This is a genomic window from Pseudomonas rustica (assembly GCF_018336155.1).
GTDB classification, from domain to species: domain Bacteria; phylum Pseudomonadota; class Gammaproteobacteria; order Pseudomonadales; family Pseudomonadaceae; genus Aquipseudomonas; species Aquipseudomonas rustica.
On record NZ_JAGYHF010000003.1, the window covers coordinates 17,990 to 35,513 of the forward strand.

The following is a 17,524-nucleotide window of genomic DNA, read 5'->3' on the forward strand; positions in this document are numbered from 1 at the left end:
CCGCCGTGAATTCACTTCCCCTTGTCAGCCTGGTCATTCCTGCCTTCAATCCGCTTTTTTTTGAACGGGCATTGAACAGTGCCGTGAGTCAGAGTTACGGCAACCTCGAAATCATTGTCTGCGACGACAGCCGTGGCACCGAGATCGAAGGCGTTGTCGCCTCGGTGGTCGAGCAATCAGGTGTCACCGTTCGCTACGTACGCAACCCGCGCACATTGGGCCTGGTCGGCAATCTAAAGACGTGTCTCGAGCAGGCGCAAGGCGAGTACCTCAAGTTTCTTTGCGACGACGATCACCTGTATTCGGCGTGTATCGAACAACAGGCTGCGGAATTTTCCCGCGATGAAGTGAGTCTGGTGCTGGCCTCGCGTCTGCTGTGGGATGCCGATGACATTATCCTGCCGTCGCGCCTGGAAAACACCTCGCTGTCGCCGGTCGATGGCCTGTTCAAAGGCGACGACCTGCTGAGCGTCTTTGACAATTTCCCGGTGAATATCCTCGGCGGTTTCAGCAACGCCTTGTTCCGCCGTGCCGACCTCGTCGAGCTGCTGCCGGCCTTGACGCAGGAAGGTCACTGCTTCGTTGCAACACTGGATTTCGCTTTATTCGTGTGCCTGCTGCGCCGGGGCAATCTGGTGGTGTTGAACACCGTACTCTGTGCCGAGCGCCTCTATCCGGAACGCTTAAGCGCGCAGCAATCGATGAGGGACACCGTCGAAGTAGAGCGTGAGTGGGTGTCGCAAATGCTCAAGGCGCGCAACACCGAGGCGGCGCCCGCGCCAGGCTGGGTGCGCTATGTGCCGTTGGTTGACGCCGATACCGCGCCACGCGTCTGGGAAGAGCTGCCACTGAGCCGCACACTGGGCACCAAGCAAAGCGGTCAGCAATGGCTTGTCGGTGCTGACAGCCAGAGCTTTGCCGAACTCTATTCACAGTGGCTGGCGTGTCGTGTACTCACCAGCGAGCAGCGCAAGTTGCTTGCAGTGACACTCGCCGACTGGTCGCGCAACCCAGGCATCGTGCCGATCGTCATCGACGAGAAGGGCAGCAATGCAGCGCTGGAACGAACCCTGCAATCGCTCGCTGAACAGGACTACCCGGCGAACCTGATTCTGGTGCTGTCCGCCGCGTGCACTGAACCCGAGCTCAATGGTCGGGTGTTCCACTTGCCGTTGCTTGAGGACGGATTGGCGCAGATCAATGAGTTGTTGCCGCAACTCGATGGCGCCGACTGGTTCTACCTGCTGCACGCCGGCGATCGTCTTATTGCCCCGGCGCTGTTGATCATGGCCGAGCGCATCGCCCATTCTCTCGCGTTCAAATGCCTGTACAGCGACGAGGGCAGTCTGCGCGGTGGCGAATCGGCCGAGCCTGCCTTCAAACCGGATTTCAACCTCGACCTGATGCGCAGCTTCCCCTATGTCGGGCGCGCGTTGGCGTTCGAGCGCGAACGCTTCGTCGCCCTCGGTGGTTTCGATACTGCGCTGGCTGATCTGGCGCCGCACGATGTGCTGCTGCGCATGGTCGAGAGCGACGGCACGCAAGTGGTTGGTCACGTCGCAGAGGTGTTGCTGGAGTCCGCGCGAGACCTGGCCACGTGGCTCGCCGAGCGTGGCGTCATCGACAACAATCCGCGTTTGCTCGAAGCGCATTTGCAGCGCTTGGGCGTTGCTCACACGATCCGTCGCGGCAGCACCGAATTGCTCAATCGCGTCGATTATCAGCATGCCGCGCGGCCGTTGGTGTCGATCATCATCGTCACCAAGGATCACACCGCCGCGCTGCAACGCTGCGTCGAAAGCCTGTTGGAAAAAACCGTCTACAGCGAGTACGAATTGCTGCTGGTCGACAATGGCAGCGAAAGCGCTGAAGCGCGTTTGTGGCTGGACGGCATGGCGCAGTTGGGCAGCGAACGCATTCGCGTACTCGGTTGTGCGCAAGGCAATCTGGCTGCCGTGCACAACCTGGCTGTGGCTCAGGCGCGCGGTGAATACGTGTTGATGCTCAACCCTTACGCGGTGATCACTCAGGGTGACTGGCTCGACGAGTTGCTCAATCATGCGCAGCGTCCCGAGGTCGGTGTGGTTGGCGCCAAGCTGTTCAACCCCGATGGTTGGGTGCTGCACGCCGGGTTGATCCTGGGTCTGCATGCGCCGGTCGGCCTGCCGTTTTATGGCCAGTCGATGCATGCGGCGGGCTACCTGTTTCGATTGCAGGTGGCGCACAACCTGAGCGCCGTTGGCGGTGACTGCCTGATGGTACGCAAGGCAGTCTTCGACGAAGTGGGCGGCCTCGATGAGCAGAACCTGACGCTGACGCTCAACGATGCTGATCTGTGCCTGCGCGTTGCGCAGCACGGTTATCTGGTGGTCTGGACGCCGTACGCCGCGCTGGCATTAGGCGCACGAGCGAACGTTGTCGCGTCGGCGCAGGAACGGCAAACCTGCGACCAGGAACAGGAAGTGTTCTACAAGCGCTGGCTGCCGTTGATTGCGCGCGATCCGGCGTACAACAAAAACCTGTCGTTACAAGGTGCCGGCGGCAGCAGTTTTAACCTCGAGCCTGGACAGCGCAGTGGCTGGAGCGCGTTTTCCAAAGCGCTGTTGCCCAACGTGCTGGCGGTGCCGATCAATGACTCGGCCATCGGGCACTATCGCATGACTCAGCCGATGATCGAACTGGTCGCCGCTGGCCGCGTCGAGGGCCGCTTCTGCTATGGCTTGCCGTCGATCATCGACATTGAACGCCAGTCGCCTGACGTCATCGTGCTGCAGGGACGATATTCGGAGAAAGCGATCAACGAAATTCCGCCGTTGCAGTCGTTTTTCAACGCCCGACGGATTTTCGAGCTGGATGACTACGTCATCGACATTCCACATCGCAACGCGCACATCCGCAACATGCCGGACAAGTATGAAATGGAGCGACTGGTGCGCCGTGCGATTGGCTTGTGCGATCGCGTGGTGGTGTCAACGCAGCCACTGGCCAATGCCTTGTCGGGCATGCATCACGACATTCGCGTGGTGCCCAACATGCTGGCCAAAGAGCTGTGGGCCAATTTGCGCAGCCAGCGCAGCACCTCGAAAAAACCGCGTGTTGGCTGGGGCGGCGGCACCAGCCACCATGGTGACCTGGCAGTGATCGCCGAGGTCGTGCGCGAGTTGGCCAATGAAGTCGACTGGGTATTCTTTGGCATGTGCCCGGATGATTTGCGTCCATACATGCATGAGTTCCACGGCGTGATTCCGTTGGAGGATTACCCGGCCAAACTGGCCAGCCTCAACCTCGATCTGGCGCTGGCACCGCTGGAATTCCACATCTTCAACGACTGCAAGAGCAACCTGCGTTTGCTGGAATACGGCGCCTGCGGTTACCCGGTGATCTGCACTGACACCGAGGCCTATCGCGGCTATCTGCCGTGCACGCGGGTCAAGACCAACACCACGGATGAATGGCTGCAAGCGATCCGCATGCACCTGGCCGACCCGGACGCCAGCTACCGTATGGGCGATGAATTGCGTGAGGTGGTGCGGCGAGATTTCATACTGCGTGGCGATAACCTGCGTTATTGGGAGTATGGCTGGCTGGCGGATTGATCGCGCTGTAAGTGATCAATGTAAAACTGAAAAAGGGGAGCCCGATTGCTGATGATCAGGCTCCCCTTTTTGCTTGCGAGGCCACGTGCTCTGCAGATCTTGTTCGAGTTAGTAGTCGCCACTGGAGCTGGCGCGTTTCCTGCAAGTCCCCCTCAAATCGCCATAAAACGAGCGCTTGCGGTCACATCCGCTGCGCCCATAACGGCAGAAAGGTTTAGCCAGAAGGCCCGCCGCTCAACCAAGCGACGCGCAGCCCTGTGACGAACAAGAGGGGAGACGATGAAGGCAGTAATTTTGGCGGGTGGCCTGGGCACGCGCATCAGTGAAGAGTCGCACCTCAAGCCAAAACCGATGATCGAGATCGGTGGCAAGCCAATTCTCTGGCACATCATGAAGCAGTATTCCGCCCACGGGATTCATGACTTTGTGATCTGCCTTGGCTACAAGGGCTACGCGATCAAAGACTTCTTCGCCAACTACTTCCTGCACACCTCCGACGTGACGTTCGACATGCGCGAAAACCGCATGGACGTGCACCAGAATTACAGCGAGCCATGGCGCGTGACGCTGATCGACACCGGTGAAGAAACCATGACCGGTGGCCGTCTGCGCCGCGCTGCACGCTACGTGGAAAACGAAGAAGCTTTTTGCTTTACCTACGGCGACGGCGTTTCCGACTTGAACATCAGCGCTCTGGTCGACTTCCACCTGACCCACGGCAAACAAGCCACGGTGACCGCCGTGCAACCGCCGGGACGCTATGGTGCGCTGGATCGTGACGGCGATCGCGTGCTCGGTTTCACCGAAAAGCCACGCGGCGACGGTGGCTGGATCAACGGCGGCTTTTTCGTTCTGTCGCCCAAGGTTCTGCCGCTGATCAGCGGTGACGACACGTCGTGGGAATCCGGCCCGCTGGACGGTCTCGCCGAGCGCGGTGAACTGATGGCGTACCAGCACGACGGTTTCTGGCAGCCGATGGACACCCTGCGCGACAAGAACCATCTCGAAGCCTTGTGGCAAAGCGGGGAGGCCCCATGGAAGCAATGGGACTGAGTGCCGAATTCTGGCGTGGCAAACGCGTTCTGGTCACCGGGCATACCGGTTTCAAAGGCAGCTGGCTGACCCTGTGGCTGCAAAGCCTTGGCGCCGAGGTCAGCGGTTTTGCCCTCGATCCGTCGACCGAACCGAGCCTGTTCGAACTGGCGCGCGTACACGAAGGCATCAACGATCAGCGCGGTGATTTGCGTGACCTCGGCGCACTGCTGGAGATCATCGCCGACACCGAGCCGGAGATCGTTTTGCACCTCGCCGCGCAACCGTTGGTGCGTGAAGGCTATCGCGATCCACTCGGAACTTATTCCAGCAACGTGATGGGCACGCTCAACCTGCTCGAAGCGATTCGGCAGGTCGGTTGCGTGCGCGCCTGTGTGCTGGTGACCACCGACAAGGTCTATGCCAACAAGGAATGGCTGTGGCCGTACCGCGAAGACGAAGCCCTTGGTGGCCACGATCCTTACAGCAGCAGCAAAGCCTGTTGCGAGTTGTTGGCGCAGTCTTACGCCGCGTCGTTTTTCCCGGCTGACAAGTACGCCGAGCATGGTCTGGCCCTCGCCACGGCGCGCGCCGGCAATGTGTTGGGCGGCGGTGATTTCGCCCCTGAGCGACTGATTCCCGATGTACTGAAAGCCTGGTCGGCGGATGAGCCAGTGACCCTGCGTTACCCGCAAGCCGTGCGCCCATGGCAACACGCGCTGGAGCCGCTGGCCGGTTATCTGCAATTGGCCGCTGGCCTCTACGAGCAAGGCCCGGAATACGCCGGCGCATGGAATTTCGGCCCCGGCGAGGCGGACATGTGCAGCGTCGGCGAAGTGGTCGAACTGCTCGCCAGTCGCTGGCCGCAAGCGCGGGGTTTGCGCATCGAACCGAGTGAATTGCACGAGGCCGGCCTGTTGCGCCTCGACAGTAGCCGCGCGCGACAACTGCTCGGCTGGCAGCCGCGCTGGACGTTGCAACAGTGTCTGACGCAAACCCTCGACTGGCATCTGGCGTGGCAGAACGGCGATGACATGCGCGCCGTGACCTTGAAGCAATTGAACCTCTACGGGGAGCGCCGATGACTGATTTCACACTACAGGCAACCGAACTGGAAGGTTTGTACCTTATCCAGCAAAAGGTCTTTTGCGATGATCGGGGACGCTTTGCCCGATTGTTTTGTCAGGGCCGTCTGACTGCACAACATCGGCCGTTTGCGGTTCGCCAGGTCAACCATTCGCGGACCGTCGAAAAAGGTAGTGTGCGAGGACTGCATTATCAGAAAGCCGGGTATGCGGAGTCGAAGCTGATCACCTGTATACGAGGCGCAATTTGGGACGTGGTGGTCGATCTGCGACCGCAGTCGGCAACCTATTTGCAGTGGCACGCCGAAGAGTTGCGGGCTGACGACGGACGCAGCCTTTTGATCCCGGCGGGTTTTGCCCACGGTTTCCAATCGTTGACTGATGAGTCGGAAGTGCTTTACCTCACCGACGCCGATTATTCACCGGAGCACGAGGCAGGTCTGTCAGTGAACGATCCAGCGCTTTCGATTCGTTGGCCGTTGCCTGTCAAAAACTTGTCGACCAAGGATTCCTGTCATCCGTTACTCGACCAAGGCTTTCCCGGAGTCGTGTTGTGACGAACCCGGTCAAGAATGTGCTTGTAACCGGCGCCACCGGTTTTGTGGGCCGACACCTTATCAGCGCTTTGCTCGCCAAAGGAATCAACGTTCGTGCAGTCTCTCGTAACGTTGAAGCGGCGAGAGTTTTGCCGTGGTTTACTGACGTTGAATTCGTCGCAGCGGATATTCACTCAGCGGATCTCGACGTCGAAGCTTTGGCTCTCGGGATGGACGCCGTCGCACATCTGGCATGGAGCGGGCTGCCTGATTATCAGGCGCTGTTCCATTTCGAGCAGAATCTGCCGCGCGATTATGCCTTTCTCAAGCGCTTGATCGTCGCGGGTATTGGCCAGGTGATGGTAACGGGAACCTGCTTCGAATATGGCCTGCAAAGTGGTTCATTGAGCGAGGCTGTCGACGCCAGGCCCTGCACGCCCTATGGCCTGGCCAAAAATACTCTGCGTCAGTTTCTGATGGCATTGCAGCGCAAGCATGCGTTCTCTTTGCAGTGGGCGCGATTGTTTTATCTGCATGGCGAAGGGCAAAACCCCAATAGTCTTTTGGCCAGCCTTGACCGAGCCATCGATGCCGGCGACACGCACTTCAATATGTCGGCCGGTGACCAATTGCGTGATTACCTGGAAATCACCCAAGCCGCTTCCCTGTTGGTTCAGTTGATCATGCGTCGCGATGTTTTCGGGATCTTCAACTGCTGCAGTGGCAAGCCAGTTTCCGTTCGGACTTTGGTTGAGCAACGGGTTCGTCAACGGCAATCCTCTATCGCCCTCAATCTGGGGCATTACGGCTACTCAGTGCATGAACCCATGGCTTTTTGGGGCGATGCTCAGCGGATCTCGCAACTGAAGGATGAAGAACATGCAGCATGAACTCTACCGGGCGAACGGGCTGCCGGTGTTGCAGAACCTTACCTTTGCCACCGCCGAGCAGGCGCAGGCTTCGGGTGTCGCAGACATTGTTCTGGTACAGGACAGTCAGAGCGGGCTGATCTTCAACCAGACCTTCGACGCCAGCAAGCTCAGCTATGATGTTGACTATCAAAACGAGCAAGCGCATTCGGTGCACTTTCAGGAGCATCTTAAGGCTGTCGAATTGATTTTGGCCCGCCATTTCTCCCATCGGGCTCTGTTAGAAATCGGTTGCGGAAAAGGCTACTTTCTCGAAATGCTACGCGACCTGGGTTATGCCATTACCGGCATTGATCCTTCCTACGAAGGTGACAATGCCGATGTGATCAGGGCGCCGTTCACCCGCGAGCTGGGCCTTTCGGCTGATGCGATCGTGTTACGACACGTACTCGAGCACATTCAGGATCCGGTAGCGTTTCTAGCTGAAATGGCTGCGGCAAATCAGGGCGGGCACATCTACATCGAAGTGCCGTGCTTCGACTGGATCCTCGAACACAAGGCCTGGTTCGACCTGTTCTACGAACACGTTAATTATTTTCGCCTCGATGACTTGCGCCGGATGTTCGGCACGGTGCTCGAGGCCGGCCATCTGTTCGGTGGCCAGTACCTGTACATCGTTGCTGACCTCTCCACGTTGCGTCTTACTCCGGAACAACCGGTGCCGCGCCTTACGCTGCCCGAAGGTTTTACCGCCAGCCTCGACCGTGCATTGCAGATCATTCGGTCGGCACCTGAGCAGGGTTCGGCGATCTGGGGCGCCTCATCCAAAGGCGTGATATATGCGCTGTTCCTGCAACGCGCGGGTGTGGCGGTGGATCGCGTGGTGGACATCAACCCGGCGAAACAGGGACGTTATCTGCCTTTGAGCGGCGCGCGCGTGTCGTCGCCGCAAGAAGCCATGGATGCGCTGCCCGAAGGCGCCAATCTGTTTGTGATGAACTCCAATTACCTCGAAGAGATCAAGCGGATGACCGGTGGACGCTACGTCTATCACGCCGTCGACAGCGCTTCGTTCCAGTGACCCTTGAGATTTTTACAATGACCGACAACAGCATTAATCAAGCCTTCGAAGCCGAGTGCCGGGAACAGATTGCCCAGCAGGGTGACGACCAGAAACTCACCGGCCTGGCCCGTGATTTCTTCAACGAATCGGCCAAACACAAGTACAGCTACCACTTCTCGTGGATGGGCCGTCCGATCATCCAGTTGCCACAAGACATGATGGCGATGCAGGAGATCATCTGGCAGGTCAAACCGGATCTGGTCATCGAGTGCGGCATCGCCCACGGCGGTTCGATCATTTACTACGCCTCGTTGCTGGAGCTGCAAGGCCACGGCGAAGTGCTCGGCATCGACCTCGACATTCGTCCGCACAATCGCGAAGCGATCGAGAGCCACCCGATGGCCAAGCGCATCAAGATGATTGAAGGCTCGAGCATCGACGCCGGCATTGCCGCGCAAGTGCAAGCCGCCGCCAAAGGCAAGAAAGTCATTCTGGTGCTCGACTCCAACCACACCCACGATCACGTGCTGGAAGAGCTGCGTCTGTACGCACCGCTGGTGTCGGTCGACAGCTACTGCGTGGTCATGGACACCGTGGTTGAAGACATGCCGGCCGATTTCTTCCCGGATCGTCCATGGGGTCCGGGCGACAACCCGAAAACCGCGGTGTGGAAATACCTCGAAGAAAACCAGGATTTCGAAATCGACCAGTCCATTCACAACAAGCTGCTGATCACTGTCGCGCCGGATGGCTATCTGCGCCGCGTCCGTTAATTAATAAACAACGATGAGTTTTCGGCGACTCGCCGCGTGTGGGGAATATATGCAAGGCAAGAACAGTTCTGAACAGGGTTTGGCACTCAACGAACAGTTGACCGTTGTGCTGATATCTCACGAACGCCCGGCGTTTTTACGCAGGGCTCTGAAGTTCTACAGCAGTCTGCCGTGCCGGATTCTGGTGCTGGATTCTTCGGCTAATGCGCTGGCAGAGACTGCTCGTGAATACGCCAACGTGGATTATCGGCACTTGCCGCAGTTCGGTTACTGGGGCATACGCTCCAAGCTGGCGTACGGTGTCGAGCAGTTGCAGACCCCCTACATGGTGTTCGCCGCCGACGATGACTTCATCGTGCATGACGCCTTGCTTGAAGCCGTGGCCTTCATGCAAGACAACCCCGATTACAGCCTGTGCCACGGCTACAGCATGATGTATCTGGCCTTGGCCAACAGCGTCCATTACTACCGCCGCGACAAAAAAGTCTGCGAGGACTACTCGGCCGATCACGCCCCGGATCGTGTGCTGGACTACATGTCGCAGTACCTTCCACCGTTCTATGCGGTGCAACGCACGGCGATTTTGCGTGACTGGTACAACGCGATGCCGGAAGACACGATCTTCCAGTGGCAGGAGATCGGTCACACCTATTACATGCTGGCCCGGGGCAAGGCGCGGGTTCTGCCGATCCCTTATGTCGTGCGTGAAATCAACTACAACGACTCCGATCACAACACCGAGATCTATCACTCGCTGGCGTTTGTCGACGCCAAAAGCGTGGCCGAGCGTGAAGCGTTTGCCGAGTTCCTGGCAGGGGTGCCGACGCAAGTCGTGCATCAGAATCCAGAACAGGGCAAACAGTTCGCACTGAAAACCTTTGCCGCGCTCTTAGACAGCCTGAAAACCAGCCGCGCACTGGATGCCGAGCTGATTATCGAGTCGAAATGGAGCAATATCGAAGGCGGGCCGCGACGCCGTTTTGGCCCGAATCAGTACGTAGAAATGCCGTTCTACAATCAGGTGTTTTTCGATCTGTTGACGCAGTACGAGTTTCTCTTGCACACCATGCCGGCGGGGCGCGTACAACTGGAAATGCTCGAAGGTGTGTGGGCCCGTCAGCAAAACCTGATGCTTGCCCGCAACAACGACAGTCCGGAAAGCGTGGTCGATCGTTTGTGGCAGGCTCACGACAGTAACGTGTTCAATCGCGAAGTGATCAATCGCCTGATTGTGCAGTTGCAAACAATGGGTGAGGACGACGAGGCGCAAAAGCTGCGTGACTGGGTTGCCCGACTGGAAGCGATGCTGCTCGAAGGGCATCAGCCGACCTTCAAAAAAATGCTCACCGGTCGACTGCTCGACTGGCTCGCCGTGCGCCAGCCGGACAGCGAGCAGGCCGAGGCGGCTACCCGTTACCTGGCAGCCAATGATGGCGGCCCGCAGTTCGGCATTTTTCTGCTGGATCTGAACAACGACATCGATCAGTTGCAAGTCACCCTCGACAGTTTGCTTGAAGGTCACAGCAAGGCCTTCAAAGTCGTGGTTTTCACCACGGGAGAGCCGCCAGCGGCGACCGCCGCGCAGAACACTCTGCACTTTGTCCGGGTCACGCAAACCAACTTTGTCGACAAGCTCAATCAGAGCGTTAACCAGTCTTCCTGCGAGTGGCTGCTGCTGGCTGAAGCGGGTGACGAGTTCACGGCGGCCGGCCTGCTGCGTGCCAGCCTCGAACTGATCGCTGCGCCAGGTGTGCGTGCGGTGTCCACAGATGAAATCCAGCGCAAGGAAGACGGTGCGCTGGTGGATCTGTTCCGGCCAGGCTTCAACCTCGATTTGCTGCAAAGCGTGCCTTCGCTGATGGCGCGGCACTGGTTGATTCGTCGCGAAGTGCTGATCGATATCGGGGGTTATCAGGCCGACTTCAGCAAGGCATTGGAGTTTGATGTGCTGCTGCGAATCATCGAACAGGGCGGCCTCGACGGTTTGGCTCACCTGGATGAACCGTTGCTGATTTCTCAGGCCGTGGAGCTGGAGGAAAACGCCCACGAGCGTCAGGCGTTGCTGCGTCATCTTAGCAATCGCGGCTACAAGGCCCGGGTCAACTCCGCGCAGCCGGGAACCTATCAGGTTGATTATCGCCATGCCGGGCAACCGTTGGTGTCGATCATTCTGCCGGCCGGGGACGATCTTCGGGCACTGAAGGCATGCCTCGACGGCGTGTTGCTCAGAACCCGTTACACCCGCTACGAAGTGCTGATTGCAGCCAACCCGAATCAATCCGCCGCCGTCAACGATTGGCTGGGTGCACTGAATCACGCCAAAGTGCGGGTGTTGCGTGCTGATCAGCCACTCACTGACGCGGCGTTGATCAACGCATGCAGCCTAGAAGCGCAGGGTGAATACCTGGTGCTGATGGCGGCGGACGGGGAGGTGGTCAACCCGAACTGGATTGAATCGCTGCTCAACCACGCCCAGCGTCCTGAGGTCGGTATCGTTGGGGCCAAACTGGTCGACCGCAGCGGAAAAATTTCCCAAGCTGGTTTGATTTTGGGGCTGAACGGGGGCGTCGGCTCACCCTTCATTGGCGAAAAAAATGCCGCGGAGGGTTACATGCAGCGTCTGGTGGTCGATCAGAACTACTCGGCCGTGTCGAAGGTTTGCCTGATGGTGCGCAAAAAATTGTTCGATGCGCTGGATGGCTTGGATGCAGTGTCTTTCGCGGACGGTTTCAGCGATGTCGATCTGTGCCTCAAGGCCGGTCAGGCTGGTTACCTCGTCGTATGGACGCCGCTGGTGCAAGTGCTGCATAACGGCGACCTGCCGCAAGCGCCAGAAGCACTGCAAGCCCTGCGTGAGAAATGGAGCAACGCCTTCGCGCAGGATCCGGCTTACAACGCCAACCTGGCCCTGAGCGGCAAGGGTTTTACCTTGGGTGAAAAGGCTTCGATCAACTGGTCGCAGTTAATCGCTTGAGTCGGCCGAACCAGGATCAGGAATCAGCACATGTTCAACGGTAAATCGATTTTCATCTCTGGCGGCACCGGTTCGTTCGGGCGCAAATTCATCGCCCGCCTGCTTGAGCAATACCAGCCCAAGCGCGTGGTGGTGTTCTCCCGCGACGAACTCAAGCAGTACGAGATGCAGCAGACGTTCAACGCGCCGTGCATGCGTTACTTCATTGGTGACGTGCGCGACGCTGACCGTCTGCGCCAGGCCATGCGTGGCATCGATTACGTGGTGCATGCGGCAGCGCTCAAGCAAGTGCCGGCGGCGGAATACAACCCGACCGAGTGCATTCGCACCAACGTCAATGGCGCGGAAAACATCATCGCCGCCGCCATCGATAACGGCGTGAAGAAAGTCGTCGCGCTGTCCACCGACAAAGCGGCGAGCCCGATCAATCTGTACGGCGCGACCAAGTTGCTCTCGGACAAATTGTTCGTTGCCGCCAACAACATTGCCGGTGAACAGGAAACCCGTTTTGCCGTGGTGCGCTACGGCAACGTCGCCGGTTCGCGCGGTTCCGTGGTGCCGTTTTTCAGCAAGTTGATTGCTGACGGCGCGACTGAGTTGCCGATTACCGACGAGCGCATGACGCGCTTCTGGATCACCCTCGACCACGGCGTGCAGTTCGTCCTCGACAGCTTCGCGCGGATGCATGGCGGCGAAGTCTTTGTGCCGAAAATTCCGTCGATCCGCATCGTCGATCTGGCGTTGGGCATGGCCGAGCATCTGCCGCATAAAAACGTCGGCATTCGTCCGGGCGAAAAACTCCATGAGCTGATGGTGCCGCTGGACGATGCGCGGATGACCCTGGAATTTGCCGATCACTACACGATTCAGCCGTCGATTCGCTTCACCAGTGTCGACGTCGATTTTGCTGTCGACAAACTCGGTGAGCAGGGCCGGGCGGTCGGTGAGGACTTCGAATACCGTTCCGACACCAATCCGCACTTCCTGTCGGTCGGGCAGATCGCCGACCTGCACGCGAAGCTGTCGGCATGATTCCGTACGGTCGGCAGAGTCTCGACCAAGCGGACATTGATGCGGTGGTCGAGGTGTTGCAGTCCGACTGGCTGACCCAGGGCCCGACCATCGCGCGTTTCGAGCAAGCGCTGGCCGAGCGCTGTCAGGCCGATTTCGCCGTGGCGGTGTGCAATGCCACGGCGGCGCTGCACATTGCCTGTCTGGCCGCAGGACTGGGGCCGGGCGATCGTTTGTGGACGACGCCGAACACCTTTCTCGCTTCAGCCAACTGCGGACGTTATTGCGGCGCCGACGTCGATTTTGTCGACATCGATCCGCTGACCTGGAACCTCGATGCCTTCGCGCTCGAAGCGAAACTCGATCAGGCCGAGCGCGACGGTACGTTGCCGAAGGTTTTAGTCGCAGTGGCGTTCTCCGGGCAGAGCTGCGACATGCGCCGCATCGCCGAACTGGCCGAACGCTACAACGTCACCGTGATCGAGGATGCCTCGCACGCGGTCGGCGCGTCGTACGCCGGGCGTCCGGTCGGGTGCGGTGAGTTCGCCGCGATGACCGTGTTCAGTTTCCATCCGGTAAAAATCATCACCAGCGCCGAGGGCGGCATGGTGTTGACCAATCGTCCGGCGCTGGCCGAGCGTTTGCAGCGCCTGCGCAGCCACGGCATGACCCGCGATCCGCAGCAGATGACTGACGCCAGTCACGGCCCTTGGTATTACGAACAGATCGAGCTCGGTTTCAATTACCGCATCACCGATCTGCAAGCCGCGCTGGGTCTGTCGCAATTGGCGAAGCTGGACGACTTCATTAGCCGTCGCCGTGAATTGGCCGCACGTTATGACCGCTTGCTGGCGTACCTGCCACTGACCTTGCCAAGCCCTCAGCCAGAGGCTGAATCGGCGTGGCACCTGTACGTGGTGCGCGTGCAGACTGAGCGCGTCAATCTCAGCCACCGGCAAATCTTTGAAGGGTTGCGCGCGGCCGGGGTCGGGGTGAATCTGCACTATATTCCGCTGCACTTGCAGCCTTACTATCGCGACTTGGGTTTTGCCGAGGGTGACTTCCCCGAGGCCGAACGTTATTACGCGCAAGCAATCAGTCTGCCGCTGTATCCGCTGCTGACTGACGCACAACAGGACTATGTGGTCGAGCAACTGCGACGGCTGCTTCTTGAGGAGTAAACCCACGTGAGCTGCGTTGCGATCATCCCCGCCCGTGGTGGCAGCAAGCGCATCCCGCGCAAGAACCTGAAACCGTTCGACGGCGTGCCGATGATCGTTCGCTCGATCCGCACGGCGCTGGATTCGGGGTTGTTCGAACAGGTTGTGGTCAGCACCGATGATGGCGAGATTGCCGAAGTCGCGCGGGCGCACGGTGCTGAGGTGCCGTTCCTGCGCCCGGCGGAGCTGGCTGATGATTACGCCGGCACTGCGCCAGTGATCGTGCATGCGTTGCAGCAACTGTCGGATTTCGAATACGCCTGCTGCGTTTATGCCACGGCGCCGTTGCTGCAGACGCGCTATTTGCGTCAGGGGCTTGAGTTGCTTGAGCAGAATCCGGACAAATCCTTTGCCTTCTCCGTGTGCAGTTTTGGCTTTCCGGTGCAGCGTGCATTGACGCTGGACGGGCAGGGCGCTTTACAAGCTTTGTACCCGGAGTTTCGCAACACTCGCTCGCAGGATCTGCCTGAGGCCTATCAGGATGCCGGGCAGTTTTATTGGGGCCGCAGCGATGCCTGGTTGCGCGGCGAAGTGATCTATTCGCCCACCAGTCTGCCGGTGATTTTGCCCCGACATCTGGTGCAGGACATCGACACGCTGGACGACTGGAAACGCGCCGAATACCTGTATGCCGCGCTGAAGGCTGGCGGAGAATTATCGTGAGAGTGCTGATCCGTGCCGACGCCTCGCCGACCATCGGCAGCGGCCACATCGCCCGTTGCCTGACGCTGGCGCGGGTGCTGCGCGGGCAAGGCAGCCACGTCGCGTTTGCCTGTCGGCGCTTGCCGGGGCATCGGCTCGATGCGCTGAGCGCCGAGGGTTTCGAGACCTTCGCGCTGCCTGAACGCTATCCCGATGAAGACCCGCAGCAAGCCATCGAAGCGATGTTGCCGTGGCAGGCCGACATCGACGCGCTGGCGCAGCTGCTGGACGGTCACACCGCGTTCGACTGGATCATCGCCGATCACTATGGGCTCGATCATCACTGGCAAACCGCTGCCCGGCGCTGGGCGCCACGCATTGCGGCGGTCGATGATCTGGCCACGCGGCGCTACAGCGTCGACCTGTTGCTCAATCAGAATTTGTCCGGCCTCAGCGAAAATTATCAGCCGCTGCTGCCTGCCAATTGCCGCACGTTGCTCGGCCCGCGCTATGCGATGTTGCGCGAGGAATTCAATGCCCCGGCCATCGAGATCAAGCCGCAGGCGCAGCGACTGCTGGTGAATTTTGGCGGTTTCGATGCTGCCCGCCAGACCCATCACGCGATGTTGGCGCTGGCCGATTTTGCCGAACTTGAAGTGGATTTTGTCGCCGGCGCCGACAACCCGGCCTGGACGCAAATGCAGGCACTGGCCGAGACGCGGCCGCACTGGCGCCTGCACAGTTTTGTCAGCGATTTTCATCAGCGCATGCTTGCAGCCGATTTGTTTATTGGCGCTGGTGGCGGCACCAGTTGGGAGCGCGCGGCGCTCGGCTTGCCGACGATTTGCATTGCGGTGTCGAACAATCAGCAGGTCAACGGCGAAGTCATGGCGGCAGCCGGTGCGCATGTGTTTATGGGCGCCCGCGAGCAGGTCAGTGTCGAGCAGTTGCGCGATGCGATCGGTTTTGTCGTTGGCAACTTTTATCTGCGGCAAAGTCTGGCCGAGCGTTCGCGGCAACTGGTCGACGGTCGTGGTGCGTTGCGCGTAGCAGCAGCGTTGGCTGGCGCGGTGCTGAAACTGCGCCCGGCAACGCTGGACGATGCGCAGTTGTTGTTCGACGGGCGCAATGCCGAGGCGGTGCGACGCTGGTCGCAGAAAACCGATGTGATCGACCGCGAGCAGCATCAACACTGGTTGAGCGCGAGCCTGCGCAATCCGCAGCGACTGCTGTTGATTGCCGAAGGCGATGACGGCCCGGTCGGCGTGTTGCGTTATGACTTGCGTGGTTTTGAGGCCGAAGTTTCGCTGTATCTGTTTGAACAGCGTCTGGGCCTCGGTTGGGGCAGGGCGCTGCTCGCTCGCGGTGAGGCATTCGTCACGGCGCACTGGCCGCAACTGACCGCAATCAACGCGCAGGTTTCGCCTGTCAATCGCCCGTCATTGAATGTCTTTCGTGACGCCGGGTATCTGCAAAGTGCCTGTGCGTTCACCCGTGTCTTGAAGGAACACCCGCATGCCTGATTTCAAGATTGGCGATCGCCTGATCGGTGCCGACGCGCCGCCGTTCATCATCGCCGAGATGAGCGGCAACCATAACCAGTCGCTGGACGTGGCCCTGCAAATCGTCGAAGCGGCGGCGAAGGCTGGCGCGCATGCCTTGAAGCTGCAAACCTACACCGCCGAGACCATGACGCTGGATATCGCCGAGGGTGAGTTTTTCATCAAGGATCCGGGCAGCCTCTGGGCCGGCACGTCCTTGTATGACCTGTATGAGAAGGCGCATACACCATGGGAATGGCACGCGCCGATTTTCGCTCGGGCGAAAGAGTTGGGCATGCTCGCGTTCTCGACGCCGTTCGATGACAGCGCCGTGGACTTTCTCGAAAGCCTCGACGTACCGGCCTACAAGATCGCCAGTTTCGAGAACACTGATTTGCCGCTGATCCGTCGCGTTGCGGCCACCGGCAAACCGCTGATCATCTCCACCGGCATGGCGAGCATTGCCGAACTCGATGAAACCGTGCGCGCTGCGCGGGAGGCGGGGTGCAAGGATCTGGTGCTGCTCAAATGCACCAGCACCTACCCGGCGACACCGGCAAACAGCCACGTGCGCACGATTCCACATCTGCGTGAACTGTTCGGCTGCGAAGTGGGGCTGTCTGATCATTCGATGGGCGTTGGTGTATCGGTGGCGGCGGTGGCGCTGGGCGCGACGGTGGTGGAAAAACACTTCACCCTCGACCGCGCGTCCGGTGGCGTTGACGCCAGTTTCTCGCTGGAACCGGCGGAGATGGCCAGTCTGGTGGTGGAAACCGAACGCGCCTGGCAGGCGCTGGGTCAGGTGCATTACGGCGTGACCGAAGCCGAGCGCAAGTCGGTGGTTTATCGCCGTTCGCTGTACGTCACCGCTGATATGGCCGCCGGTGAGCCTTTCACCGCCGCCAATCTGCGCGCCATTCGTCCGGGTCTCGGTCTGCCGCCCAAGCACACCGACGCCGTTCTCGGCCGCTGCGCGCGCACGCCGATCAAGCGCGGTACGCCGCTGGACTGGTCGCTGATCGAATAGACCGATCTGCAATCGATTCGGCATTTATCGTGACTTGCGAGTCATAACGCGCATCTTCACTGTATTGTATTAATCGGTGAGATGGCGCCTGGCCCGTTATCGGTGGCAGTGATAGCCCTTTGCGCTCCCCGTGGCTGCCCGTTGTGGCGGCCGTT

The 17,524-nt window shown here is 59.6% G+C and carries 13 protein-coding genes; all 13 read left to right on the forward strand.

The window, feature by feature from the left end:
- Positions 1 to 5 precede the first annotated feature (5 nt).
- The 13 genes from KFS80_RS05690 (at position 6) to pseI (ending at position 17,369) form a co-directional block, all read left to right on the forward strand.
- Positions 6 to 3,596, forward strand: coding sequence for a glycosyltransferase (locus KFS80_RS05690; RefSeq protein WP_212544215.1), 3,591 nt, complete (start codon positions 6 to 8; stop codon positions 3,594 to 3,596).
- A 279-nt stretch (positions 3,597 to 3,875) separates the two neighbouring features.
- Positions 3,876 to 4,649, forward strand: coding sequence for a glucose-1-phosphate cytidylyltransferase (gene rfbF / locus KFS80_RS05695; protein ID WP_212544216.1), 774 nt, complete (start codon positions 3,876 to 3,878; stop codon positions 4,647 to 4,649).
- Positions 4,631 to 5,713, forward strand: coding sequence for a CDP-glucose 4,6-dehydratase (gene rfbG / locus KFS80_RS05700; protein ID WP_212544217.1), 1,083 nt, complete (start codon positions 4,631 to 4,633; stop codon positions 5,711 to 5,713). The genes rfbF and rfbG overlap by 19 nt, the downstream gene beginning before the upstream one ends.
- Positions 5,710 to 6,270: a dTDP-4-dehydrorhamnose 3,5-epimerase gene (gene rfbC / locus KFS80_RS05705; RefSeq protein ID WP_212544218.1), complete on the forward strand. Its 561-nt coding sequence runs from the start codon at positions 5,710 to 5,712 to the stop codon at positions 6,268 to 6,270. The genes rfbG and rfbC overlap by 4 nt, the downstream gene beginning before the upstream one ends.
- Positions 6,267 to 7,139: an NAD-dependent epimerase/dehydratase family protein gene (locus KFS80_RS05710; protein WP_159812610.1), complete on the forward strand. Its 873-nt coding sequence runs from the start codon at positions 6,267 to 6,269 to the stop codon at positions 7,137 to 7,139. The genes rfbC and KFS80_RS05710 overlap by 4 nt, the downstream gene beginning before the upstream one ends.
- The gene (locus KFS80_RS05715; RefSeq protein ID WP_212544219.1) at positions 7,129 to 8,199 is read left to right on the forward strand and encodes a class I SAM-dependent methyltransferase; all 1,071 of its coding nucleotides are present in this window, start codon (positions 7,129 to 7,131) and stop codon (positions 8,197 to 8,199) included. The genes KFS80_RS05710 and KFS80_RS05715 overlap by 11 nt, the downstream gene beginning before the upstream one ends.
- Before the next feature lie 17 nt (positions 8,200 to 8,216).
- On the forward strand, positions 8,217 to 8,954 hold the full coding sequence (locus KFS80_RS05720; protein ID WP_212544220.1) for a cephalosporin hydroxylase family protein: 738 nt from the start codon (positions 8,217 to 8,219) through the stop codon (positions 8,952 to 8,954).
- Between the two features lie 49 nt (positions 8,955 to 9,003).
- A complete protein-coding gene (locus tag KFS80_RS05725) occupies positions 9,004 to 11,928 on the forward strand; it encodes a glycosyltransferase family 2 protein (RefSeq protein WP_212544221.1) in 2,925 nt (974 codons plus the stop codon).
- A 30-nt stretch (positions 11,929 to 11,958) separates the two neighbouring features.
- On the forward strand, positions 11,959 to 12,960 hold the full coding sequence (gene pseB, locus KFS80_RS05730) for a UDP-N-acetylglucosamine 4,6-dehydratase (inverting) (protein WP_053118323.1): 1,002 nt from the start codon (positions 11,959 to 11,961) through the stop codon (positions 12,958 to 12,960).
- On the forward strand, positions 12,957 to 14,120 hold the full coding sequence (gene pseC / locus KFS80_RS05735; protein WP_212544222.1) for a UDP-4-amino-4,6-dideoxy-N-acetyl-beta-L-altrosamine transaminase: 1,164 nt from the start codon (positions 12,957 to 12,959) through the stop codon (positions 14,118 to 14,120). The genes pseB and pseC overlap by 4 nt, the downstream gene beginning before the upstream one ends.
- Positions 14,121 to 14,126: 6 nt before the next feature.
- Positions 14,127 to 14,822 (forward strand): pseudaminic acid cytidylyltransferase, encoded by a 696-nt coding sequence (pseF, locus tag KFS80_RS05740; protein WP_159812622.1) that lies wholly within the window; start codon positions 14,127 to 14,129, stop codon positions 14,820 to 14,822.
- Entirely contained in the window at positions 14,819 to 16,324 is a 1,506-nt protein-coding gene (pseG, locus tag KFS80_RS05745; protein WP_212544223.1) for a UDP-2,4-diacetamido-2,4,6-trideoxy-beta-L-altropyranose hydrolase, read from the forward strand. Before pseF ends, pseG begins: the two co-directional genes overlap by 4 nt.
- A complete protein-coding gene (gene pseI, locus KFS80_RS05750) occupies positions 16,317 to 17,369 on the forward strand; it encodes a pseudaminic acid synthase (protein WP_212544224.1) in 1,053 nt (350 codons plus the stop codon). The genes pseG and pseI overlap by 8 nt, the downstream gene beginning before the upstream one ends.
- The last annotated feature ends 155 nt before the right edge of the window (positions 17,370 to 17,524 follow it).

Bases quoted from the DNA above. Each gene is read 5' to 3' on its own strand.
- rfbF (WP_212544216.1), top strand. From the start codon at position 3,876: ATGAAGGCAGTAATTTTGGCGGGTGGCCTGGGCACGCGCATCAGTGAA.
- rfbG (WP_212544217.1), top strand. From the start codon at position 4,631: ATGGAAGCAATGGGACTGAGTGCCGAATTCTGGCGTGGCAAACGCGTT.
- rfbC (WP_212544218.1), top strand. From the start codon at position 5,710: ATGACTGATTTCACACTACAGGCAACCGAACTGGAAGGTTTGTACCTT.
- KFS80_RS05715 (WP_212544219.1), top strand. From the start codon at position 7,129: ATGCAGCATGAACTCTACCGGGCGAACGGGCTGCCGGTGTTGCAGAAC.
- KFS80_RS05720 (WP_212544220.1), top strand. From the start codon at position 8,217: ATGACCGACAACAGCATTAATCAAGCCTTCGAAGCCGAGTGCCGGGAA.
- KFS80_RS05725 (WP_212544221.1), top strand. From the start codon at position 9,004: ATGCAAGGCAAGAACAGTTCTGAACAGGGTTTGGCACTCAACGAACAG.
- pseB (WP_053118323.1), top strand. From the start codon at position 11,959: ATGTTCAACGGTAAATCGATTTTCATCTCTGGCGGCACCGGTTCGTTC.
- pseC (WP_212544222.1), top strand. From the start codon at position 12,957: ATGATTCCGTACGGTCGGCAGAGTCTCGACCAAGCGGACATTGATGCG.
- pseI (WP_212544224.1), top strand. From the start codon at position 16,317: ATGCCTGATTTCAAGATTGGCGATCGCCTGATCGGTGCCGACGCGCCG.